At 34.5% G+C, this 17,280-nt stretch carries 15 protein-coding genes and 1 pseudogene; 8 read left to right on the top strand and 8 right to left on the bottom strand.

Going from position 1 to position 17,280, the window contains the following annotated elements:
* The first annotated feature begins 171 nt into the window (after positions 1–171).
* The 3 genes and pseudogenes from ACFX4W_RS05805 (at position 172) to pheA (ending at position 2,275) form a co-directional block, all read left to right on the top strand.
* Complete coding sequence (locus ACFX4W_RS05805; protein WP_237074710.1) at positions 172–648, top strand: hypothetical protein; 477 nt, start codon at positions 172–174, stop codon at positions 646–648.
* Between the two features lie 202 nt (positions 649–850).
* A pseudogene (locus ACFX4W_RS05800) lies at positions 851–1,286 on the top strand (GNAT family N-acetyltransferase).
* Positions 1,287–1,453: 167 nt separating this feature from the next.
* Complete coding sequence (gene pheA, locus ACFX4W_RS05795; protein ID WP_377559313.1) at positions 1,454–2,275, top strand: prephenate dehydratase; 822 nt, start codon at positions 1,454–1,456, stop codon at positions 2,273–2,275.
* An 89-nt stretch (positions 2,276–2,364) separates the two neighbouring features.
* Here the strand turns inward: pheA and ACFX4W_RS05790 are convergent, their stop codons facing one another.
* A complete protein-coding gene (locus ACFX4W_RS05790; protein ID WP_195694549.1) occupies positions 2,365–2,826 on the bottom strand; it encodes an Lrp/AsnC family transcriptional regulator in 462 nt (153 codons plus the stop codon).
* A gap of 159 nt (positions 2,827–2,985) precedes the next feature.
* On the opposite strand from ACFX4W_RS05790, the gene ACFX4W_RS05785 reads away from it, so the two are divergent.
* Positions 2,986–4,284: an APC family permease gene (locus ACFX4W_RS05785; RefSeq protein ID WP_377559312.1), complete on the top strand. Its 1,299-nt coding sequence runs from the start codon at positions 2,986–2,988 to the stop codon at positions 4,282–4,284.
* Positions 4,285–4,397: 113 nt separating this feature from the next.
* Here the strand turns inward: ACFX4W_RS05785 and ACFX4W_RS05780 are convergent, their stop codons facing one another.
* Positions 4,398–4,763 (bottom strand): hypothetical protein, encoded by a 366-nt coding sequence (locus ACFX4W_RS05780; protein ID WP_377559310.1) that lies wholly within the window; start codon positions 4,761–4,763, stop codon positions 4,398–4,400.
* A 283-nt stretch (positions 4,764–5,046) separates the two neighbouring features.
* On the opposite strand from ACFX4W_RS05780, the gene ACFX4W_RS05775 reads away from it, so the two are divergent.
* Positions 5,047–5,523, top strand: coding sequence for a GNAT family N-acetyltransferase (locus ACFX4W_RS05775; protein ID WP_377559309.1), 477 nt, complete (start codon positions 5,047–5,049; stop codon positions 5,521–5,523).
* Between the two features lie 580 nt (positions 5,524–6,103).
* Here ACFX4W_RS05775 and ACFX4W_RS05770 read toward each other — a convergent pair.
* Positions 6,104–6,502 carry a GNAT family N-acetyltransferase gene (locus ACFX4W_RS05770; protein WP_377559308.1) on the bottom strand — a complete coding sequence of 133 codons (399 nt, stop codon included), beginning with the start codon at positions 6,500–6,502 and terminating at the stop codon, positions 6,104–6,106.
* Between the two features lie 268 nt (positions 6,503–6,770).
* Here ACFX4W_RS05770 and ACFX4W_RS05765 point away from each other — a divergent pair, with 268 nt between their 5' ends.
* Entirely contained in the window at positions 6,771–7,346 is a 576-nt protein-coding gene (locus tag ACFX4W_RS05765) for an HAD-IA family hydrolase (protein WP_377559307.1), read from the top strand.
* Between the two features lie 934 nt (positions 7,347–8,280).
* On the top strand, positions 8,281–8,988 hold the full coding sequence (locus ACFX4W_RS05760; protein ID WP_377559305.1) for a class I SAM-dependent methyltransferase: 708 nt from the start codon (positions 8,281–8,283) through the stop codon (positions 8,986–8,988).
* 325 nt (positions 8,989–9,313) lie between these two features.
* Here ACFX4W_RS05760 and ACFX4W_RS05755 read toward each other — a convergent pair whose 3' ends face one another.
* Both ACFX4W_RS05755 and ACFX4W_RS05750 read right to left on the bottom strand, forming a co-directional pair.
* A complete protein-coding gene (locus tag ACFX4W_RS05755; protein ID WP_377560521.1) occupies positions 9,314–9,391 on the bottom strand; it encodes a hypothetical protein in 78 nt (25 codons plus the stop codon).
* 243 nt (positions 9,392–9,634) lie between these two features.
* Positions 9,635–10,651 carry a DUF3231 family protein gene (locus ACFX4W_RS05750; RefSeq protein ID WP_043980901.1) on the bottom strand — a complete coding sequence of 339 codons (1,017 nt, stop codon included), beginning with the start codon at positions 10,649–10,651 and terminating at the stop codon, positions 9,635–9,637.
* A gap of 282 nt (positions 10,652–10,933) precedes the next feature.
* On the opposite strand from ACFX4W_RS05750, the gene ACFX4W_RS05745 reads away from it, so the two are divergent.
* Positions 10,934–11,935, top strand: coding sequence for a DUF3231 family protein (locus tag ACFX4W_RS05745; protein ID WP_043980899.1), 1,002 nt, complete (start codon positions 10,934–10,936; stop codon positions 11,933–11,935).
* Between the two features lie 1,670 nt (positions 11,936–13,605).
* Here the strand turns inward: ACFX4W_RS05745 and ACFX4W_RS05735 are convergent.
* The 3 genes from ACFX4W_RS05735 to ACFX4W_RS05725 form a co-directional block, all read right to left on the bottom strand.
* The gene (locus ACFX4W_RS05735; protein WP_043982679.1) at positions 13,606–15,378 is read right to left on the bottom strand and encodes an extracellular catalytic domain type 1 short-chain-length polyhydroxyalkanoate depolymerase; all 1,773 of its coding nucleotides are present in this window, start codon (positions 15,376–15,378) and stop codon (positions 13,606–13,608) included.
* A 248-nt stretch (positions 15,379–15,626) separates the two neighbouring features.
* Positions 15,627–16,124: a GNAT family N-acetyltransferase gene (locus ACFX4W_RS05730; RefSeq protein WP_013081583.1), complete on the bottom strand. Its 498-nt coding sequence runs from the start codon at positions 16,122–16,124 to the stop codon at positions 15,627–15,629.
* 345 nt (positions 16,125–16,469) lie between these two features.
* Entirely contained in the window at positions 16,470–17,075 is a 606-nt protein-coding gene (locus ACFX4W_RS05725; protein ID WP_043982677.1) for a hypothetical protein, read from the bottom strand.
* Between the last annotated feature and the right edge of the window lie 205 nt (positions 17,076–17,280).

Raw genomic sequence — 17,280 nt, 5'->3', positions numbered from 1 at the left:
TATAAAAAGCTGCATACTCCGGAAAAAGAACCCTCGGCGGAACCGTTCTGCGACAAGGGTTCTTTTTTGTCGTGTCTTCCGGAAAGAGTGTTTATGTAAACTAGGAATGAATATGATATTCATATTATTAGAGATATAATTTAAGTAACTATTTGTAAAGGAGTTAGTTTATTGAAAAAGTATGAAAAGATGTTAATAGCATTCAATGATAAGGAATTAAATTGTTATGCGAATCAAGGAGATTGGCTTTATATTGCAACTAAGAAGGATACAAAAAAGGGATTATTTCGTTTAGCTAACTACTTGCATTATTTTGTTTCTTTAAATTCAGAACGCATTCCTTCTGAATTTGGGGTTGTAAAGAAGATTGAAGGCTATGTTACAGCAGAAGATTTAGCTAAATTGGATTATGAAAGTAGAAAACAGGATGTATCACTTATAACAGATCAAGTGTTAATAGATTATGAAAAATTCCTTCAAAAGATAAATGCTCAACCTGAACATACTCCTATGGCAGTTACATGGTTAGAAAAAAGGTTCCCTAATAATACAAAAGAGTTAAGGGTACATAAAAAGTTCTTTTCTGGCATGTCTAAAGCAGAAAAGAAATCTATATTTGAATTTACAATTAGAGATGGCTCTCAATAACACAAGCGCTAACAATTTGACGTTAGCGCTTATGTTGTTCCTAAAATCTTGATTATGTTAACTGATTTTGTATATTATATTCACTTTTCATATTAGCATTCGAAACTTTTATTAGTAAAAAAAAGAAAGAACAACATAACATTTTCTTCCTGTGATAGCATCAATTTAAGTAAATTCATAAATAAATTAGGGAGAGATCAGAATGACAGTTCGCTTAGTGAAAGGATCAGATTATTATATACTATCACCGTTAATCAACGAATGGTGGAATGGAAGACAAATGTCTGACTTGTTGCCAAAGCTTTTTTTTTGATCATTTTAAAAATACTAGCTTTATTGTTGAAGAAGAAGGTGAAATCATAGGCTTTTTAATTGGATTCTTATCTCAATCTTATTCGAATGAAGCATATATTCACTTTGTTGGAATTCATCCGCAGCACAGGGGAAAAGGTATTGGGAGACATTTATATAATCAATTTTTCGACGTAATTAAACAAAATGGCCGTAATATTGTTCGCTGTGTGACTTCTCCTGTGAATAAAGCTTCAATTGCTTATCATACTAAAATGGGTTTTGAAATTGAACAGGGGAATAAACCTAATCAAGATAAGGTTCTATTTGTAAAGTACTTGAATTAATTCAACTACTTTTTCTAACGATATGGTACATTATGGTAACTAGATTTGTATATCCTATTCTATTTTAAAGTACATTAATTGATAATTGATTGGATTAATATGTAATTTTGTGTCTTTTGATAAAAATATTGCGTTATACTAGGTTAAAAACTAAAGGAGTTTTGAACTTGAAAGTTGCATATTTAGGGCCCCAAGGCACATTTTCAGAAGAAGCTGCATTTCGTTATTTTTCATCTAATAAAGTGGAGTGGCTTATGTGTGAATCCATTTTAGATGTACTGGATGCTGTTAAAGAGCATCGAGTTCATAAAGGCTTAGTACCAATTGAAAATTCAATTGAAGGTACAATCAATATGACAGCAGATGGCTTATTAATGGATGATTTTTTTATTGAAGAAGAAGTAATTCTTCCTGTTTCTTTACACTTACTTACAATGAAAGGTGTCGAACCTGATCAAATTGAAGAGGTTTGGTCAATTCCACCAGCATTAGCTCAATGTAGAAACTACATTCGAGAACTAAGAGCTACAAGTAAGCATTTTAATAGTACAGCTTCTGCTGCTAAAAATTTACGTGATGAAGCTAGAAAAGATGTAGGTGCCATTGGTTCTGAATGGTCTGCAAGAATGTTTGATTTACAAGTAACGAAAAGTAATATTCAAGATCATGGCGAGAATTGTACCCGTTTTGTTTTAGTGGGAAGGCATGAAAATAAATTAACTAAAGGGAAGAAGACAATGTTAGTAGTAACGCCTAATGAGGAACGATCTGGTTTATTAGCGATAATTTTAAATGTATTTTCATCACTCTCTATTAACCTTACTTGGATCGAGTCTCGCCCTACTAAGAAAAAATTAGGTACATACCGTTTTTTTATTGAAACTGAAATGAGTTTGCAGGAAGATAGTGTACGTAAAGCTATTACTATTTTGGAAACGTATGGCCATGAGGTTTTAGTTTTAGGAAGCTACAATACAACAAAATTATAAAAATAGATAAAGCTCCAGAAAATCAATGATTTTTTGGGGCTTTGTTTGGTAACTGTGATTAGATTAACTAACTTTGTATAGAGTATTCATTATTCTTTTGCTAATTCTTCTTCCTCAATATCAGGAAGCAAAGGACGATGAGATATAGAAGATGAAAGGATGATAGATGTGGTTACTTGTCCATAAGGAATAAGTTTATCTACTAAGTCTTCTAAAAAATGAATAGAACTTACAGCTGTTTTCATAAAATAGCTATCCGTTCCCGTCACTCGGTGACACTCAAGAATATCTTGCTCACTTTTTATTTTTTCCTCAAATTCACGACAACCACATTTAAGATTACCTATTTGGATAATTGCTTGTACACTTTTTCCAATTGCTTGTGGAGATATACGAGTAGTAAACCCCTCTATTACTCCACTTTCTTGAAGGCGTCTTAACCGTTCATTGATGCTAGGACGACTAAGGTGTAATTCTTTAGAGAGTTGAATAATGGTCATTCTACTGTCTTCTTGAAGAAGTTTAAGAATCTTATAATCAATGTAATCCACGTTTTTCACCTCTTTTTTCACTTTTGCTCATTATCTAAACAAATTTTATCCAAAATCAAAACTATAATTCCATTATTTGTACATTTATGCATATAAATATACCTTATTGTTTTCTATAATGCTAGTAGACATGCAGATATGGTAAAAGGAGGAGATGGATTGGATAATTCATTAAAACAGAGTATTTCGGCTCCTCAGGGAGTAGCACTATACGTAGGAGCTGTTTTAGGATCAGGAATTCTTATTTTACCAGGGATGACAGGAGGAATTGCTGGAGCTAATGCCCTTATCTCTTGGATTGTGATGATATTGTTAAGTATTCCCTTAGCTTGTACATTTGCTTTTTTATCAATTGATTATCCTAGCTCTGGAGGTGTAGCTACTTTTGCTAATAAAGCCTTTGGCCATTATACAGGTGCCTTGATAGGGTGGTTCTTTTTTATAGCAGGTAGTATTGGACAGATTATTGTGTCCTTAACTGGTGGAACTTACATTGCCTTTGCTTTTCAGTTACCTCATTATGTTGCTTATATTATTGCTGGAGCTTTACTTGTTATTTCTGTGACAGGGAATTACTTTGGGTTAAAAACGAGTGGTAAAATGCAATTGGGAATTGCTGCTCTTACATTTTTTATCTTATTAGGCACTATCTTTTTAGCTATTCCATCTATTCGTTATGAAAACTTGGTTTGGAATGTTGGCCCTAACAGTATTAATCCCATAGCTCAGTGTGTCATGCTTATTTTTTGGTCTTTCTTTGGTTGGGAAGCTATCTCAAGCTTAGCTCCAGAGTTTAAGGACCCTAGAAAGAAAAACATTCTCATTTCAACCGTTGGAGCAATTATAATTGTAGGTATTCTTTACATAGGCATCGCTTTTGCTGTCATTGGTACAAACTCCTACTCTACCGGCACTGAAAACATGAGTGAAGCCATGAATCATGCATCACTCTCAGAAGTAGTCACGAAGGGAATTGGAAAAAATGGAGGCTGGGCCACTGGAATCGTTGCCTTTACGATATGTTTAGGAACAATGAATGCTTTTGTCGCTAGTATGAGTCGTTTAGGATATTCCTTAGCTAAAGATAATATTGCACCCTCTTGGTTAAGCAAAATTAATGAAAAATATTCTACACCAGGCCGTGCTGTATTAGTAGTAGGTAGTATTGCTGCAATTGGTTTATTAGCGAGCTATATTTTTAAAATTGAATTAGAACAACTTGTATTTATTCCAAATTCGTTAGGAATTGCAACGTATATAGTGGGATCTGCAGCAGGAGTAAAATTAATTAAACACCTTGTAGGTAAGGTATTTGCAGCCATTGCCTGTATTTTATGTTTCATTGCTTATTTCTTTGTAGGCTCTTTTCTTTTAATCCCTATATTAGTATCTATATGTTGCTTCTCTTATCTTTATATAAAGAGAAAGCAGTCTAATAAATTAGCTAAAGAAGCTTAGCCTAATCAAAAGCAGACCTTTAGATTTATGAAAGATCTGCTTTTTTTTGCTACCGGGAAGTCACATTATGGTAACTTAAGATATATATGATATACATCTTAAAAATTAAAAAACTATTCCTGAAGGAGGGACTCAGATTTGTATATGTAATACCCACGTCTAACTTGTGAAATTTTAGGTTCAAAATAATGAATACGTTTATAAATAGCAGCAAAGCTGTCTGTATTGTAATTGATTTCATTTTTGAGATACTGACAAATCTCTTTTGAAGAAAACAAACGATTAGGATTGTTTTTAAGTAAATAAATAGATTCAATCATAGCAAGATCCTTTTTTGTTTCCTTTTTTAATGTTGATAACTCAGTTTTTTTAAAATCCGTTAATTGTTTGCATAAAAGTCTTTTTTTAACCTTTAATTTCATAATATCTCTATTGATTTCTTTTAATTTAACTTCTAAATAAATTTCTTTATTCTCCACATTTCTTCTCCTTATTTTTTACTTTCTATAATATTACATTTTTCATACGTAAAACAAGGAGTAATCTAGATAAAAAAAGCAGTCTTAAGCCTGCTTTTATATCAATATATGAAATTCTTTTTCCTTCTTTTATTTTTTAAGGTATTCCGAAAAATCATATTATATTAACTTCTGTTGTATATAGTATTTATTCTAAAATAAATTGTAATCTTTGATAAAATGTAATTATAAGGAATTATTTAAAATGAAGTTGTTTAATATTGGTGCTTGAAGGAGATAGTATATGATTATTAGAGAAATTAAAATTGAAGATAATAAAAAGATAAAAGAAATAATACAGAATTCATTAAAATCGCTTGGTTTAGATATTCCTGGAACAGCTTATTTCGACCCCCAACTTAACAACCTTTACCAGCATTATAATAATCTAAACTATGCGAAATATTGGGTATTGGAAATGGATCAAGAAGTTGTTGGAGGAATTGGTATAGCTCCATTTAATGAACAAGATAAAGTTTGTGAATTGCAAAAGCTATACTTAAGTCCAAAAACACAAGGTTTAGGGCTTGCAACAAAGCTAATGGAAACAGCTTTGTTATTTTCTTCTAAACATTATAAAAAGTGTTATTTAGAAACACAGCATGAATTAAAGGCTGCATGTAAATTATATAAAAAATTTGGATTTAAACTTTTATTGAAACCATTACCAGGTTCTGAACATTCTGCTATGGATGCATGGTATATAAAAGACTTGAATTAACCCTATCAATTCCCTAATTAAGAATATTTTTAACCTTTCACTACGTTAAGTTTTTCTACTTCTAAAACAAAAGAGGAAAGTCTAAACTTTCCTTTTTTGTTGTTCCTAGAACTGTGATTATGTTCACTAAATGTGTGTAGTGTACCAAATTATTTTCTCCATAAAACCCTATATTGTATGCTAATATCATTAGGATAGAGTTAAGAAAAAGAGAAGGTAAAGAAAATGATTATTTTATTATGTATAGGGCTAGTAATTATTATAGGTGGATGCTTTTATTCTAAAAGGATTCATAAGAAAATATTCGCTGAAGGGAACCTTCCTGGTTCAGATAATTTACTAGGAATCATCTTACTTTTTATGCTAACAGTCTTAAATTTTTCACCGTGGTACATAACGAAAAGTGTAATTGTTTTAACTGGATTTCTAATCATTTTTTGGACGTTAAAATATCATGTATCTTAAAAGAGCTGCTGCTGATTTCAACAGCAGCTCTTTTGTATTTGTACCTATAAGCTGTAGTTGTTGGCTGATGCCTCACGGCGTCTTGAGTAGTTTGCTCTGGTTATGATGTTTTAATTCATTGTTTTCGAGGAATGCGAAATGCATTCTCGGACTTTTCAAATCCAATATGAGGATAATAATCCATTGCTACTGAAGAAGCTAATAATATTAATGCAACTTCTTCTCCTAATATATCTTGTAAACGTTGAACGAGTTCTTTACCAATTCCTTTATTTTGATAGTCTTTATGAATAGCTAAATCGGATAAGTAGCAGCAATAACTATAATCAGTAATGGCCCTAGCAATTCCTACGAGCTGTTGGTTATCCCATGCTGTAAGATTGATATCTGAGTTTTTAATCATACGCTCAATTCGTTCTAATTCATTAACAGGTCTTTTAATACCAGATGATTTAAAAACATCTGCTACTTCTTTTGCACTTATTGAAGCATTAACTTTATATTCAATTATCATATGTATTCCACCTTCAATTCTTTGTAGTTGTTATTTTTTTAATCTACTTTGAGTATAAAAAGAAACTGAAACTCTTAACAGTTCCAGTTTTTATATAATTTATAGTGTCAGTCTTCAAAGGATTGCTTCCGAGATCTATGATTATGTTAACTATCTCTGTATATCCTATACATTAAGATTTTGCTTGTAATTTATAACTTTGATAGGGATTTTATATAGATTAATTGAAAATATAGGAAATATATCTTTTAAGGAGTGTCTATATAAAATGTCTTCTAAACCGGATCTAGTTTTAGATATAGCTGGAGTACTTGCAACTAATCTTTCTCCACACTTTTGGAACGATTTATCTCTAAAGTTCGAAGTCCCGTATGAGAAACTTATTCAATTTAAAAAAGAAACTCGTAAAGAATTATGGACTGGAGAAATTACAGAAAAAGATTTTTGGTTAAAGTTAAATACCTCTTTTCCTTCTGTTGAAATAAACTATGCAAAGTCTAAATTAAAATCAATTATAAAACCTTTACCAGCACTTAAACAAATACCTCTATGGAGTCAGTATGCCAATATCCATTTATTAAGTAATCATCGAATTGAGTGGATACAACATATTCTTGCTGAGGTTAAACCTTACATGAAAAGTATTACTATTTCTGGAGAAGCAGGTTGTTGTAAACCAGATAGGGCCATATATCTGAAAGTTGGACGATATTTAGATAAAAAGCATATTCTATTTGTTGATGATCAAGAAAAGAATCTTAAAGAAGCTCGTAACTTGGGATGGAACACTTTATTAGCTGATACAGAAGGAGCATGGGTAGAAAAAGTTGTTTGTTCTTTATAGTTAAAGCTGCCGATAAAATCCATTATGGTGCGACAAGAAGTCGCTTTTATATAGTGTGGCTTACGCCACTGGTTTAGACGCAAAAACTATCCCCGTCCAAAACTGCGGGCCTGGTAACGGGCTCGTGGGTTGCATGCGGAAATGCGGAAACAGAGAGTCAATGCACGACTCGGAACACTGCTAGGGGAAGATGAGTATGGTGAACATTAGTGAAGGTTTGTAAGCTTCGTAAATTTTAGCTCAGGATAGTGCACAGATTTGCCTGGGTATTGGCAAGAGGAAAAGCAGATTCATAATGCTGCTGTGACGCGTCCCGTATCTTGCCCGGAGTAAAGAGCCCACCTAACCTCGTCGTATCTATAAGATGCGGAACTTGGTAAGCCCTTTGTTATCTGTGTAAACAGTAGGATGACTGTAAAGTCAAACGATGTGATAGAGGGTAAAGGATACGAGAGAAAGCGAATGCCGTTATCTCGAAAGAGAACAGGAAAGCAGAAAACTGTATAACTGGACGGATACTATCGTCCTTACGGACAAACCCATGATAGGCCCGAAAGGGAGCTTACTTCTCGTTGGTCTCTCGTAGGCACATAAGGTTGTGGCTATCTTTTGACGAAAGAAACGTACTGTTATGTATACCTTCATTTGGAGCGTCGGCGTACGTTTTACTTACCGATATGGTGTGTGATGAGGATACGACAACAAATGGACCTGCAATGGGAGGCTTGAGCCGATGTGTCTTGAAAGGGACTCGCACGGTTCTTAGGGGAGGCAGGGGCAGTGATGCCCCTAACTTACCCGACGTAACTACAAGTGCATATTGTATGCACAAAGTTACTATTGAAAATAGAAAAAGTAAAAGGTAGAATTATAATTGTTAGATTTTTCTAACTTCTAGTTTTAGCTGAGTTGAGTAAAGGAGAGATGAGTTGAGATGAGTAAAGCAGAGTTTTATGAGCAAGTTGGAGTAGCCATGACATGTAGGTCTTATGGGGAATACGAAAAGATGTTTTTGCTAGAAGACAACTTTCTTAAAAAAGGTAAAATCTTAGATGTTGCAGCTGGAGCTTCTTCATTTATAGCAGAAGCTAACAAAAGAGGCTATGATGCTGTTGCTGTAGATCCTCTCTATGATTTAACAGTTGAGCAAATGACCTTACATGGACAGAAGGAAATGAAAGAAGCCACCGAAAAACTGACTAAAAATGTGTCGTTCTTCTCTTGGGATTCTTATAAGAACCTGGAAGAACACGATAAGATAAGAGAAGATGCTTTTAAAACCTTTTTAAATCACTATAAAAAAAATTCTATAGAAAAACGTTTTGTTGCTGGAACTTTACCGAATTTACCTTTTGATGATGGGGCATTCTCGCTTGTGTTATGTAATCATTTCTTATTTCTTTATCAGGAGCAGTTTGATCTTGAGTTTCATTTACGTGCCATTCAAGAAATGATTCGAGTAACTAAAAAAGGCGGTATGATTAGAATTTATCCGTTAGTAGGATTTAAAAATGAACGATATCCTTATTTAGATGAATTAATGGAAGCTTTAAACGATGAAAATACAATAGTTAAAACTACAGATACAACATTTCGCTTTGTTCCTGCAGCCAATGAACTTTTAACTATAAATAAACTATAACGATACAAAACAAGTATTTCTCCAATAGAGAGACTTGTTTTTTTTATGAAGCCGTAAATGATTTCGGATAACACGTTTTATGTTAACTAAAAAAAGAAAAACAGCATTAGATTATTTGTGTCAGATATTATAACAAAGTTATAGCTTGCTTATATCAGTTTCCGGTAATATAAAGTTAGTTGATTGAAGATTCAGAAATCCTTTTTTGCATAAAGACAGCACCTAAATAATTAGGTGCTGTCTTTATGCAGATTGGACAGACATTTTAATTAAAAGACAAGGTATAAAAGTCGAAAAGAGTCTGCTCTCATTCTTCATATTTGAGTTATAACTTTACTTCTAACTCTCTAAGCAGTTGCTTTACCCCCTCACTGCTTAGAATTACTTTTCCTTTTGCCAAGATTAAATTATCTTCANAAAAAGAAGGCTTGAGCCGTATGACGGGAAATCTGTCACGTACGGTTCTTAGGGGGGCGGGCGCTCGTGAGAGTGCCTGCCTACCCGACGTAACTATGTTTGTATATCATATAAAGCGTAAAAATAGAAAAAACTCCCTGCCATCTGGGGAGTTTTTTCTGCTACATTTATTTTATTGAAGGATCTAAAAGTTACAGCTTATTGAGTACTTTGTTCTAAAAACATAAGATTATTCTTTTTTCTTAGCTAGTTGTTCTTTGTCTTGTGTTCCAGGTGGTTGTTCAAGCCATTTATGATGGATCATGATATCAGCTCCATCTTTCGCATATTGACCGATTTCAAGTGATAGCCTTTCATAATTGATAACAAGGTCACTTCGTTGACTTGCAGCTGCTGCAGTCGCATAGTTACCTGTTCCTGCTGCGCTCAAAAAGCTCATATGAAACATCGCTAGTCGATCAGAGAAGACAGGTGTGGTTAAGTCACTAATTGCAATATCATGTGGAACCGGTGGCTGAATATGATTATCTAGGAGGGCTTTGCCAAAGATCTGCACATGTTTTTCCGAGATTTCAGCCCCTCTTAACATCCATTGTTGAATTTTTTCACGTTGAGATGTCTGAGCAAAGCTAAGAGCTAGCTTACTGCCGATGATGTTGGTTTGAATGTTCATATATAAATGCGATATTTCAATGGCATTCAAAGGACGTTCTTTGCTAAAAAACGAAAAGCCACTAAGATAGCTTTTGCTGTCTACAGTATCTGGTTGAGTAGGGTAAGCAATATAAGGAGCTCGAACAAATAACCCTTTTGAAAGGGCGATATCCGAACTTTCATCATATAAATTGGAGGCCTCTTGAAGCCCCTCTTTAAAATATAATCGTATATCTTTTCGAGCACTCATGGATAGAAACCCACCAAATGCTAGCATCCCTATTTTTGCCATGTGATTAACGTATGTAAGAATAAAGGTATCGGTGTACAGACGGCCAGTATCCTTATTCACATCGTGTTCATTTGTAAATCCTATAGGAAGAGGAATTTCTTCTCTTTGAAATAAAGCACGAAGTTTTTCTACATGAACAGCTGAAAGATCATAAGCTATTTGAACAATCGATTTAATTTCTTTATCTTCAATATGTTTTAAGAAATAACCAAGTATACATTTGGACATACTATCATTCATATAGCCAGTCCACGTGCAGGCTATTTCAGCTGACGTAAGCTTTGTGTTATGTTCAGTCATGAGCAGTTTCCTCCACTTGATATTTTAGGTTGTCACTATATCATTTGCAGAAAACTGCTATTTTTATGCCTTTTATGAATATATATAATCTGATTCAAATTACTTGTCGTTGTTCCAAGTATATTGAAACAAGTATATTTTTTCACTTCTATAGTTTCCGATAAGGTACATTATGGTAAATAAAAGCTGATATAGGCTGTTTTTTTAGGGGAATTAAAAAAAGAATAAATTAGAAAGATAAATGACATAATCAAGATAAATACATATAATTAGGAGGCTTTAATGGCTAAGCATAATGTAAGATTATCAAGTCCTGAAATTGGTGGTTTATGGGGAGTTTATATACAAGAAACAATGTCTACTTGTTTGTTGAAATATTTTCTTCATCACCTACAAGACAACGAAATAAAGCCTATTTTACAAAAATCTTTACTTATCTCTCAATCACATCTAAAGCAAATTAAGGATATTTTTTCTGAGGAGAATATCCCTTTACCAGATGGGTTTACGGACAAAGATATTAATTTGTCAGCGCCGCCCCTTTTTTATGACCTTTTTGCTCTGAGTTTTGTCTACTCAATGAGTCGCATGTCAATGGTTAACCTAGGGTTTGCTACTTCTACTGTTGCTCGGGCAGATGTTCTTGATTTCTTCACTCAGGCTTTGAATCAAGCTACAGAGCTCTATGCAGAATCCACTACTCTAATGTTATCTAAAGGAATTTACGATCGACCACCTATGATTACCTATCCTGAGAAAGTTGAATATATAAAAAAACAATCTTATATAGTAGCAGCCATAGGAAAAAAAAGACCTTTAAATGCTGTTGAACTTACTGAAATGTTCTTCAATATTGAGCGTAACTATTTCTCGGTACTACTCTGTATGGGCTTATTACAAGTGATTAAGGACAAGGAAATTAAAGATTATATAGAAGATGGAATGGATATATCAGAAAAACAAATCAATTTCTTGAATGACCTTTTAAAGGAAGAAGAACTTCTTGGTACAGTTCCTGTTAGTATAGAAGTAACAAATTCAACCGTTTCTCCTTTTTCCGACAAGCTTATTGTTGCGCTTTTTCATTTTTTAAATTCCATTGATGTGACACTTATTGGACATGCTTTATCTTTATCCATGAGGACAGATTTAGCTACTTATTACAGTAAATTAATTGGAGAAATATTAATTTATGCTGGAAAGGGCTTTAATATTATGGTCAACCGGGAATGGCTAGAACAACCTCCTCAAGCACCAAATAGAAAGGCTTTAAAAGGAAAGTAAGTAAGTTAATTAATAAGAAGATTCTACTTGAGAATGTTGAATAACACTCTAAAAATCCGTTATATAAAAATGCTTCAAAAAGCCCTTGATGAAAGGGCTTTTTAGCATGCTGGGTTCAATAATGTCTGTTATATTAAGTAAATAGTAGGTTATTTCATAAAAGTAATCAGTTTAACTGTTTACTCTTAGTGACGACAAATGGATATATTTATATATTTTACCAAAAGGTCGGCTTACCAACCATAAACCAAAGCATAGTCATTAATAGAATGATATAAATCCAAATAGATCGCTTTAGTTTAGTTGCCAGTTCTTTTTTATTATGCCCTTCCTCCTTGTACTTTCGAAGAGTGGGGGAAAATGCACGGGCCAGAAAGAACAATGAGCAAAAGAGGAAAATCAGTGTCATTATAATCCATGGAGTGGTCCACGTCCATGGACCACACATAACAAGGAGTATCCCTGTTATAACGAGAACATGGCCTGTATGTTTTGCGAGCCTAACGACAGATTGAAACGTGCTCAAATAGGCATTCGTTTCTTCTTCTCTTGAATTATGTAGTTTTTTAACGAGTGGCNGCCTGTGCTTGTGCTGCTGCTTGAGCTTGCTCTTGTTCTTTTTGTGCCTGCTCTTGTGCTGCCTGTGCTTGTGCTGCTACTTGAGCTTGCTCTTGTTCTTTTTGTGCCTGCTCTTGTGCTGCCTGTGCTTGTGCTGCTTGAGCTTGCTCTTGTTCTTTTTGTGCTTGCTCTTGTGCTGCCTGTGCTTGTGCTGCTTGAGCTTGCTCTTGTTCTTTTTGTGCTTGTTCTTGTGCTGCTTGTGCTTGTGCTGCTTGAGCTTGCTCTTGTTCTTTTTGTGCCTGCTCTTGTGCTACCTGTGCTTGTGCTGCTTGAGCTTGCTCTTGTTCTTTTTGCGTTTGTTCTTGTGCTGCTTGTTCTTGCTGAGCTTGTGCCGTTTGAGACTGCTGCGCTTGTGGAGCTGCCTTTGCTACTGGCGCACTAGCTGTTTGAGATTGAGCTGCTTGTGCCGTTTTAATTTTAAATTGTTCTCCAGGGAAAACTAAGTCTGATGTTAAACCGTTCCATTCTTTAATTTCTTCTACTGTTACGCCATAATGTTGACCGATTGACCACAAAGTGTCACCACGTTTTACAGTATGTACGATTTCTTTTATGCTAGATAAGTTTAGTGTCTGATTTGGATAAATTAGTGTTGATGTTAAGTTATTAGCATCTTTTAGCTCGTCTACGCTCACATTATGATTTTGAGCGATTTTCCATAAAGTGTCACCTTTTTGTACTTCATACGTTCCGCTTGTAGAGGCAGATGCTGCACCTACAAATCCTGCTGAAAGAATTGCCGTTGTCCCTAGAGTAAATACAAATTTCTTCATTTTCCGAATACCTCCTTATTTACTCAATGACTGAATGATACCACCTGTTCATTTCACTTCCATTACAGGAATATTTTACTTTTATTACGGATTTAATTAATTTTAAACATTTTCTTGTAATATTTCTGACAATTCATTTTTGAATAATGATTAAATTTCATCAAAATCATGTCAAAATTTGAAGAAAACTCTATAAAAAGTTGGAGTTGTATTCGGTGATAAAAGTAACTTATCAGCAAAAAAAACCTTCTAAAAGCAGTTAGCTTTTAGAAGGTTTTTTTACTGATATGAAACAGTTAAAGTTGGAGCATATGCAGGATTGTCGCCCCCATAAATTTCAACTACGTCACTTAAAAAGTCCGCTGGACCTGAGCTTGACAAGCGAAACTGAGTTTTGCCGGTCCTATTCATATATCCCCAAAGCGAGGAAGGAAGTTGAATAGTTGTATATCCATTATTGAGTGAAGGCACTGATATTTGGAAGCCTCCTGAAATAGATGGTGAAGCCTGATAATCTATTTGTTCTAAAGCACTGCTAGTTCCAAATACACCGCTTTTAATATCGCCTTTCAAAGATGAAATATTACCAGTTGAAGATTTGCGATAAATTTTTAAAGATACATCCGTAATGATTGCATCATCAGGTAAAGAACCTGTGTCAAAAGATAAAATGGTTCGGTATGTGTCGGTATTGTACATTCCTTTATCCCCAATTTTATGAATAGAACTACTCATACCGTCAGCTGATAAGTTTCCGATAAATCCATCTTCAGCAGCAAGTGAAGAAAATACTGAAGATTTCTCTGAAGTTCCAGAAATTTGATAAACTTCCGTCTTTACTTCCTCTTGGTTACCCGCTGCGTCTACACTAAAAAACTTTACTGTTTTGCTAGAGTTGATGGTAATAGGCTTAGAGTACTTTAGAGAATTAACAGTTGGTATGCTTCCATCTAATGTATAGTAAGTGGTGGCAGGTTCATTGGTTGATAATGTAACAGAAACAGAACTTCCATACGTTCCTCCCGCTGGTGAAGCAGCTGTAACCGGTGGGGATATATCTCCTGGATTAGGAGCATCACCATTTTTCGGATGGCTTTTAAAAAAGTTCCAGCTTAATTTAGTTGCATTTGGTCCTGTAGGATCTGTATAAGAACCGGATGTACTTCCCCCTGACCAAGCATGTCCCATTCCTTCTATCATGTACTTTTCCATTACTGTTTTTCCTGCTGTATCTTTGTAAATATATTGCGTATAGCTTCTTCCACCAGATACTGTACCTGTTGCAGTTTGATCTGCCGTATCATCAATATCGTTATTATCCAGCCCATCAGACGCTCTATCATTTGTTTGAGCCCATTGCGATAATATTTGATGCGCATTTATAGGCGCAACAGTGTAGTCAGCTGTCCCATGAAACAAAATAACTGGAACCACTCGTTTATGATCTCCCATGGCTGAATAGGCTAAATCTCCTTGTTGGATAGGATTAGGACCTCCACTGCTCATTGCTGTATAAGCACCTGTCACATTAGTCGCTGCTTTATATTCTAAGCCAGCCCCAACGCTGATAGCCGCAAATATGTCTGGATAAGTAGCTCCCATAATAACACTCATAGCTGCTCCAGCAGATAGCCCTCCAACAAAGACTTGGTCGGCATCTATTGAATAACTGCTTTTTATTTGATTGACCATTCCAGCAATTAACGCTGGTTCACCGCTTCCCCTTGATTGATGAGCAGTATCAAACCAGTTCCAACACTTATTTGAATTAGCAGAAGAGGGTTGTTCTGGATAAAGAACAAGAAACTTCTCTGTCTCCGCCAGTTCATTCATTTGTGTTCCTGCTGCAAATTGATCAGGGTCTTGAGTACAGCCATGTAGCATAACTACTAGAGGTAAGGCAGCACCTCCCTGATAACTGCTAGGTACGTACAGTTTGTATGTCCTTCCGTTATATGTTTTAGAGGTAAAACTTCCTGCGGCTGAAGAAGATACAGCACCTAAAGATAAAAAAAGTATAAAAATCATCCCTGCTATAAATAATCGTTTCATCTTCCTGCTTCCTCCTTATATTGATATGGTTATACTTAGCAGCAAACATACATATCGGTATGGTATGGAAATGAATAAGAGTTACTAGTAAGATGATAGCAAGGTTTTATGTAATAAAATTTATATTAACTGCACGATTTGCCTACGGTTATGAGGACGAATAAAATCATTCATCTCCCAAAAAGGAAAACGCTTACATAAAATTGTAAACGATTGTGCCGATAAATACTATAAAAAAGACATACCTTTTAAAAATAGGCCGGTATGTCTTCTATGGATTGCTTACTTAAGTATTCATATTGTGACTCGCTGCAATTTACCATAGCAATGGATTGAGGATAACGTTGTAAATGAGAAGGGAGCTCCTTAAACCCAAACTGATGATAATATTCAGGAAGAATATCGCTATACAGCATAAAAATAGCGCTGCGCTTCTCTATCTTCATCTTTTTAAAAAAGTCTTCAAGCATATCACGGCCATACCCCATTCGTTGATAAAGCTGGTGTACAACAACAGATCCAATACCGTGCAAAGCAAACTTTAATCGAGGAGTTTGTAAAAGAAGCAAAATAAATGAACCAATAATTTGATCCTCTTCATTTACGTATACATACCGAATTCCATATGTTTCTTCTTTTTGATTATCTCTCACATACTCTTTGTACGTCCTGCCTTTAGGCCATGCGGCATATCCCATTTGATAGACTTCTGCCAATTCTTCAGACTTTATTTTTCTTAATAACATGAACATCCCCTCTTTATTTATAATCCCATACGTCAGCAGACATTTTTTATAAAGTTAAAAATAGTTCCTGTATGTATATATTATACTTCATCCTACGGAAGCTTTCTTGCTCTGAGTCCTATTAACAGCTAATATGTGAGCTACTTTCTCAAAAAACTAGAAAAATTCCTGATAGTTGTTCCTCACCCATAGCAGTCATATAGGTAAAGATACTCTTTATCATTCCATAAAAACATAGAGATGTAAATGTATTTCCAGCTTCATTTAGCATTCATTACGTATTACTCATCAAAAAAAGCATAGAAACTACGCTCTATGCTTTACAGTGAAAGTCATCATCATTTCTTAAGCTTTTTCGTTCTCTACATACTCCACTAGATGAAAGAAAAAACGATATGTAAGAATAAGAACTTCACCTATCGACATTTTTTCATTAAACTCTTTTATAGCATCTAACTCAATATTCACATCCCATAATCCATCTTTATCATTAAATAAAAGCTGGACGCTTGTTGGACTTTCATTAAGTTCTTTAGCAAAAAATTGTTTTAGTAAAGAACCGAATTTTTTTTGCATATGTAGCCCGGTTAATACTTTATATGTGCCAAACACATCATCCACTTCAAAAGAACATCCATCAAGCTTAATAAATTCGAACCATTTTGATTCTACATATAGAAATTCACTTCTGTGTTCTTTCAAGTAAGAAATGGGCGTATCTAAAAACGAAAGAGGAGATTCTTCTGCGATCAGCTCGTCCGTTTCTTTATCTACTCTTTCGATATAAGAATCTTTAAAACGTAAAGATTCCTCTTTTTCTTCTATCATCAGGTTTTGCGGTACCAACTTTTTTTGCAACGCATATTCCTTTTCTTCCTGGTATAGAGATAAAGATTGACCTTGAACGTTCATTTCTTTTTCAATATAAGTTTGAATATTACTTTGTAACATGAAAAAACCTCCTGATTAATCTGCATCACTATCTTATATCATAACCTAAACAAGTGTTTATAAATATAGCCAAACAAAAAATCCTTAGGCATAGCCTAAGGATAATAATGATATATTCAAGTATGTATAAAAGATAATTTGGTTGCGGGGACAGGATTTGAACCTGCGACCTTCGGGTTATGAGCCCGACGAGCTACCGAACTGC

This window comes from Priestia sp. YIM B13489, from assembly GCF_042787645.1.
Taxonomy (GTDB): Bacteria; Bacillota; Bacilli; order Bacillales; family Bacillaceae_H; genus Priestia; species Priestia megaterium.
This window is presented reverse-complemented; position numbering and strand designations above follow the sequence as displayed.

Coding starts and splice junctions, on each gene's coding strand:
- ACFX4W_RS05775 (WP_377559309.1), top strand. CDS start 5,047: ATGATTATTAGAGAAATTAAAATTGAAGATAATAAAAAGATAAAAGAA.
- ACFX4W_RS05770 (WP_377559308.1), bottom strand. CDS start 6,502: ATGATAATTGAATATAAAGTTAATGCTTCAATAAGTGCAAAAGAAGTA.
- ACFX4W_RS05765 (WP_377559307.1), top strand. CDS start 6,771: ATGTCTTCTAAACCGGATCTAGTTTTAGATATAGCTGGAGTACTTGCA.
- ACFX4W_RS05760 (WP_377559305.1), top strand. CDS start 8,281: ATGAGTAAAGCAGAGTTTTATGAGCAAGTTGGAGTAGCCATGACATGT.
- ACFX4W_RS05750 (WP_043980901.1), bottom strand. CDS start 10,651: ATGACTGAACATAACACAAAGCTTACGTCAGCTGAAATAGCCTGCACG.
- ACFX4W_RS05745 (WP_043980899.1), top strand. CDS start 10,934: ATGGCTAAGCATAATGTAAGATTATCAAGTCCTGAAATTGGTGGTTTA.
- ACFX4W_RS05735 (WP_043982679.1), bottom strand. CDS start 15,378: ATGAAACGATTATTTATAGCAGGGATGATTTTTATACTTTTTTTATCT.
- ACFX4W_RS05730 (WP_013081583.1), bottom strand. CDS start 16,124: ATGTTATTAAGAAAAATAAAGTCTGAAGAATTGGCAGAAGTCTATCAA.
- ACFX4W_RS05725 (WP_043982677.1), bottom strand. CDS start 17,075: ATGTTACAAAGTAATATTCAAACTTATATTGAAAAAGAAATGAACGTT.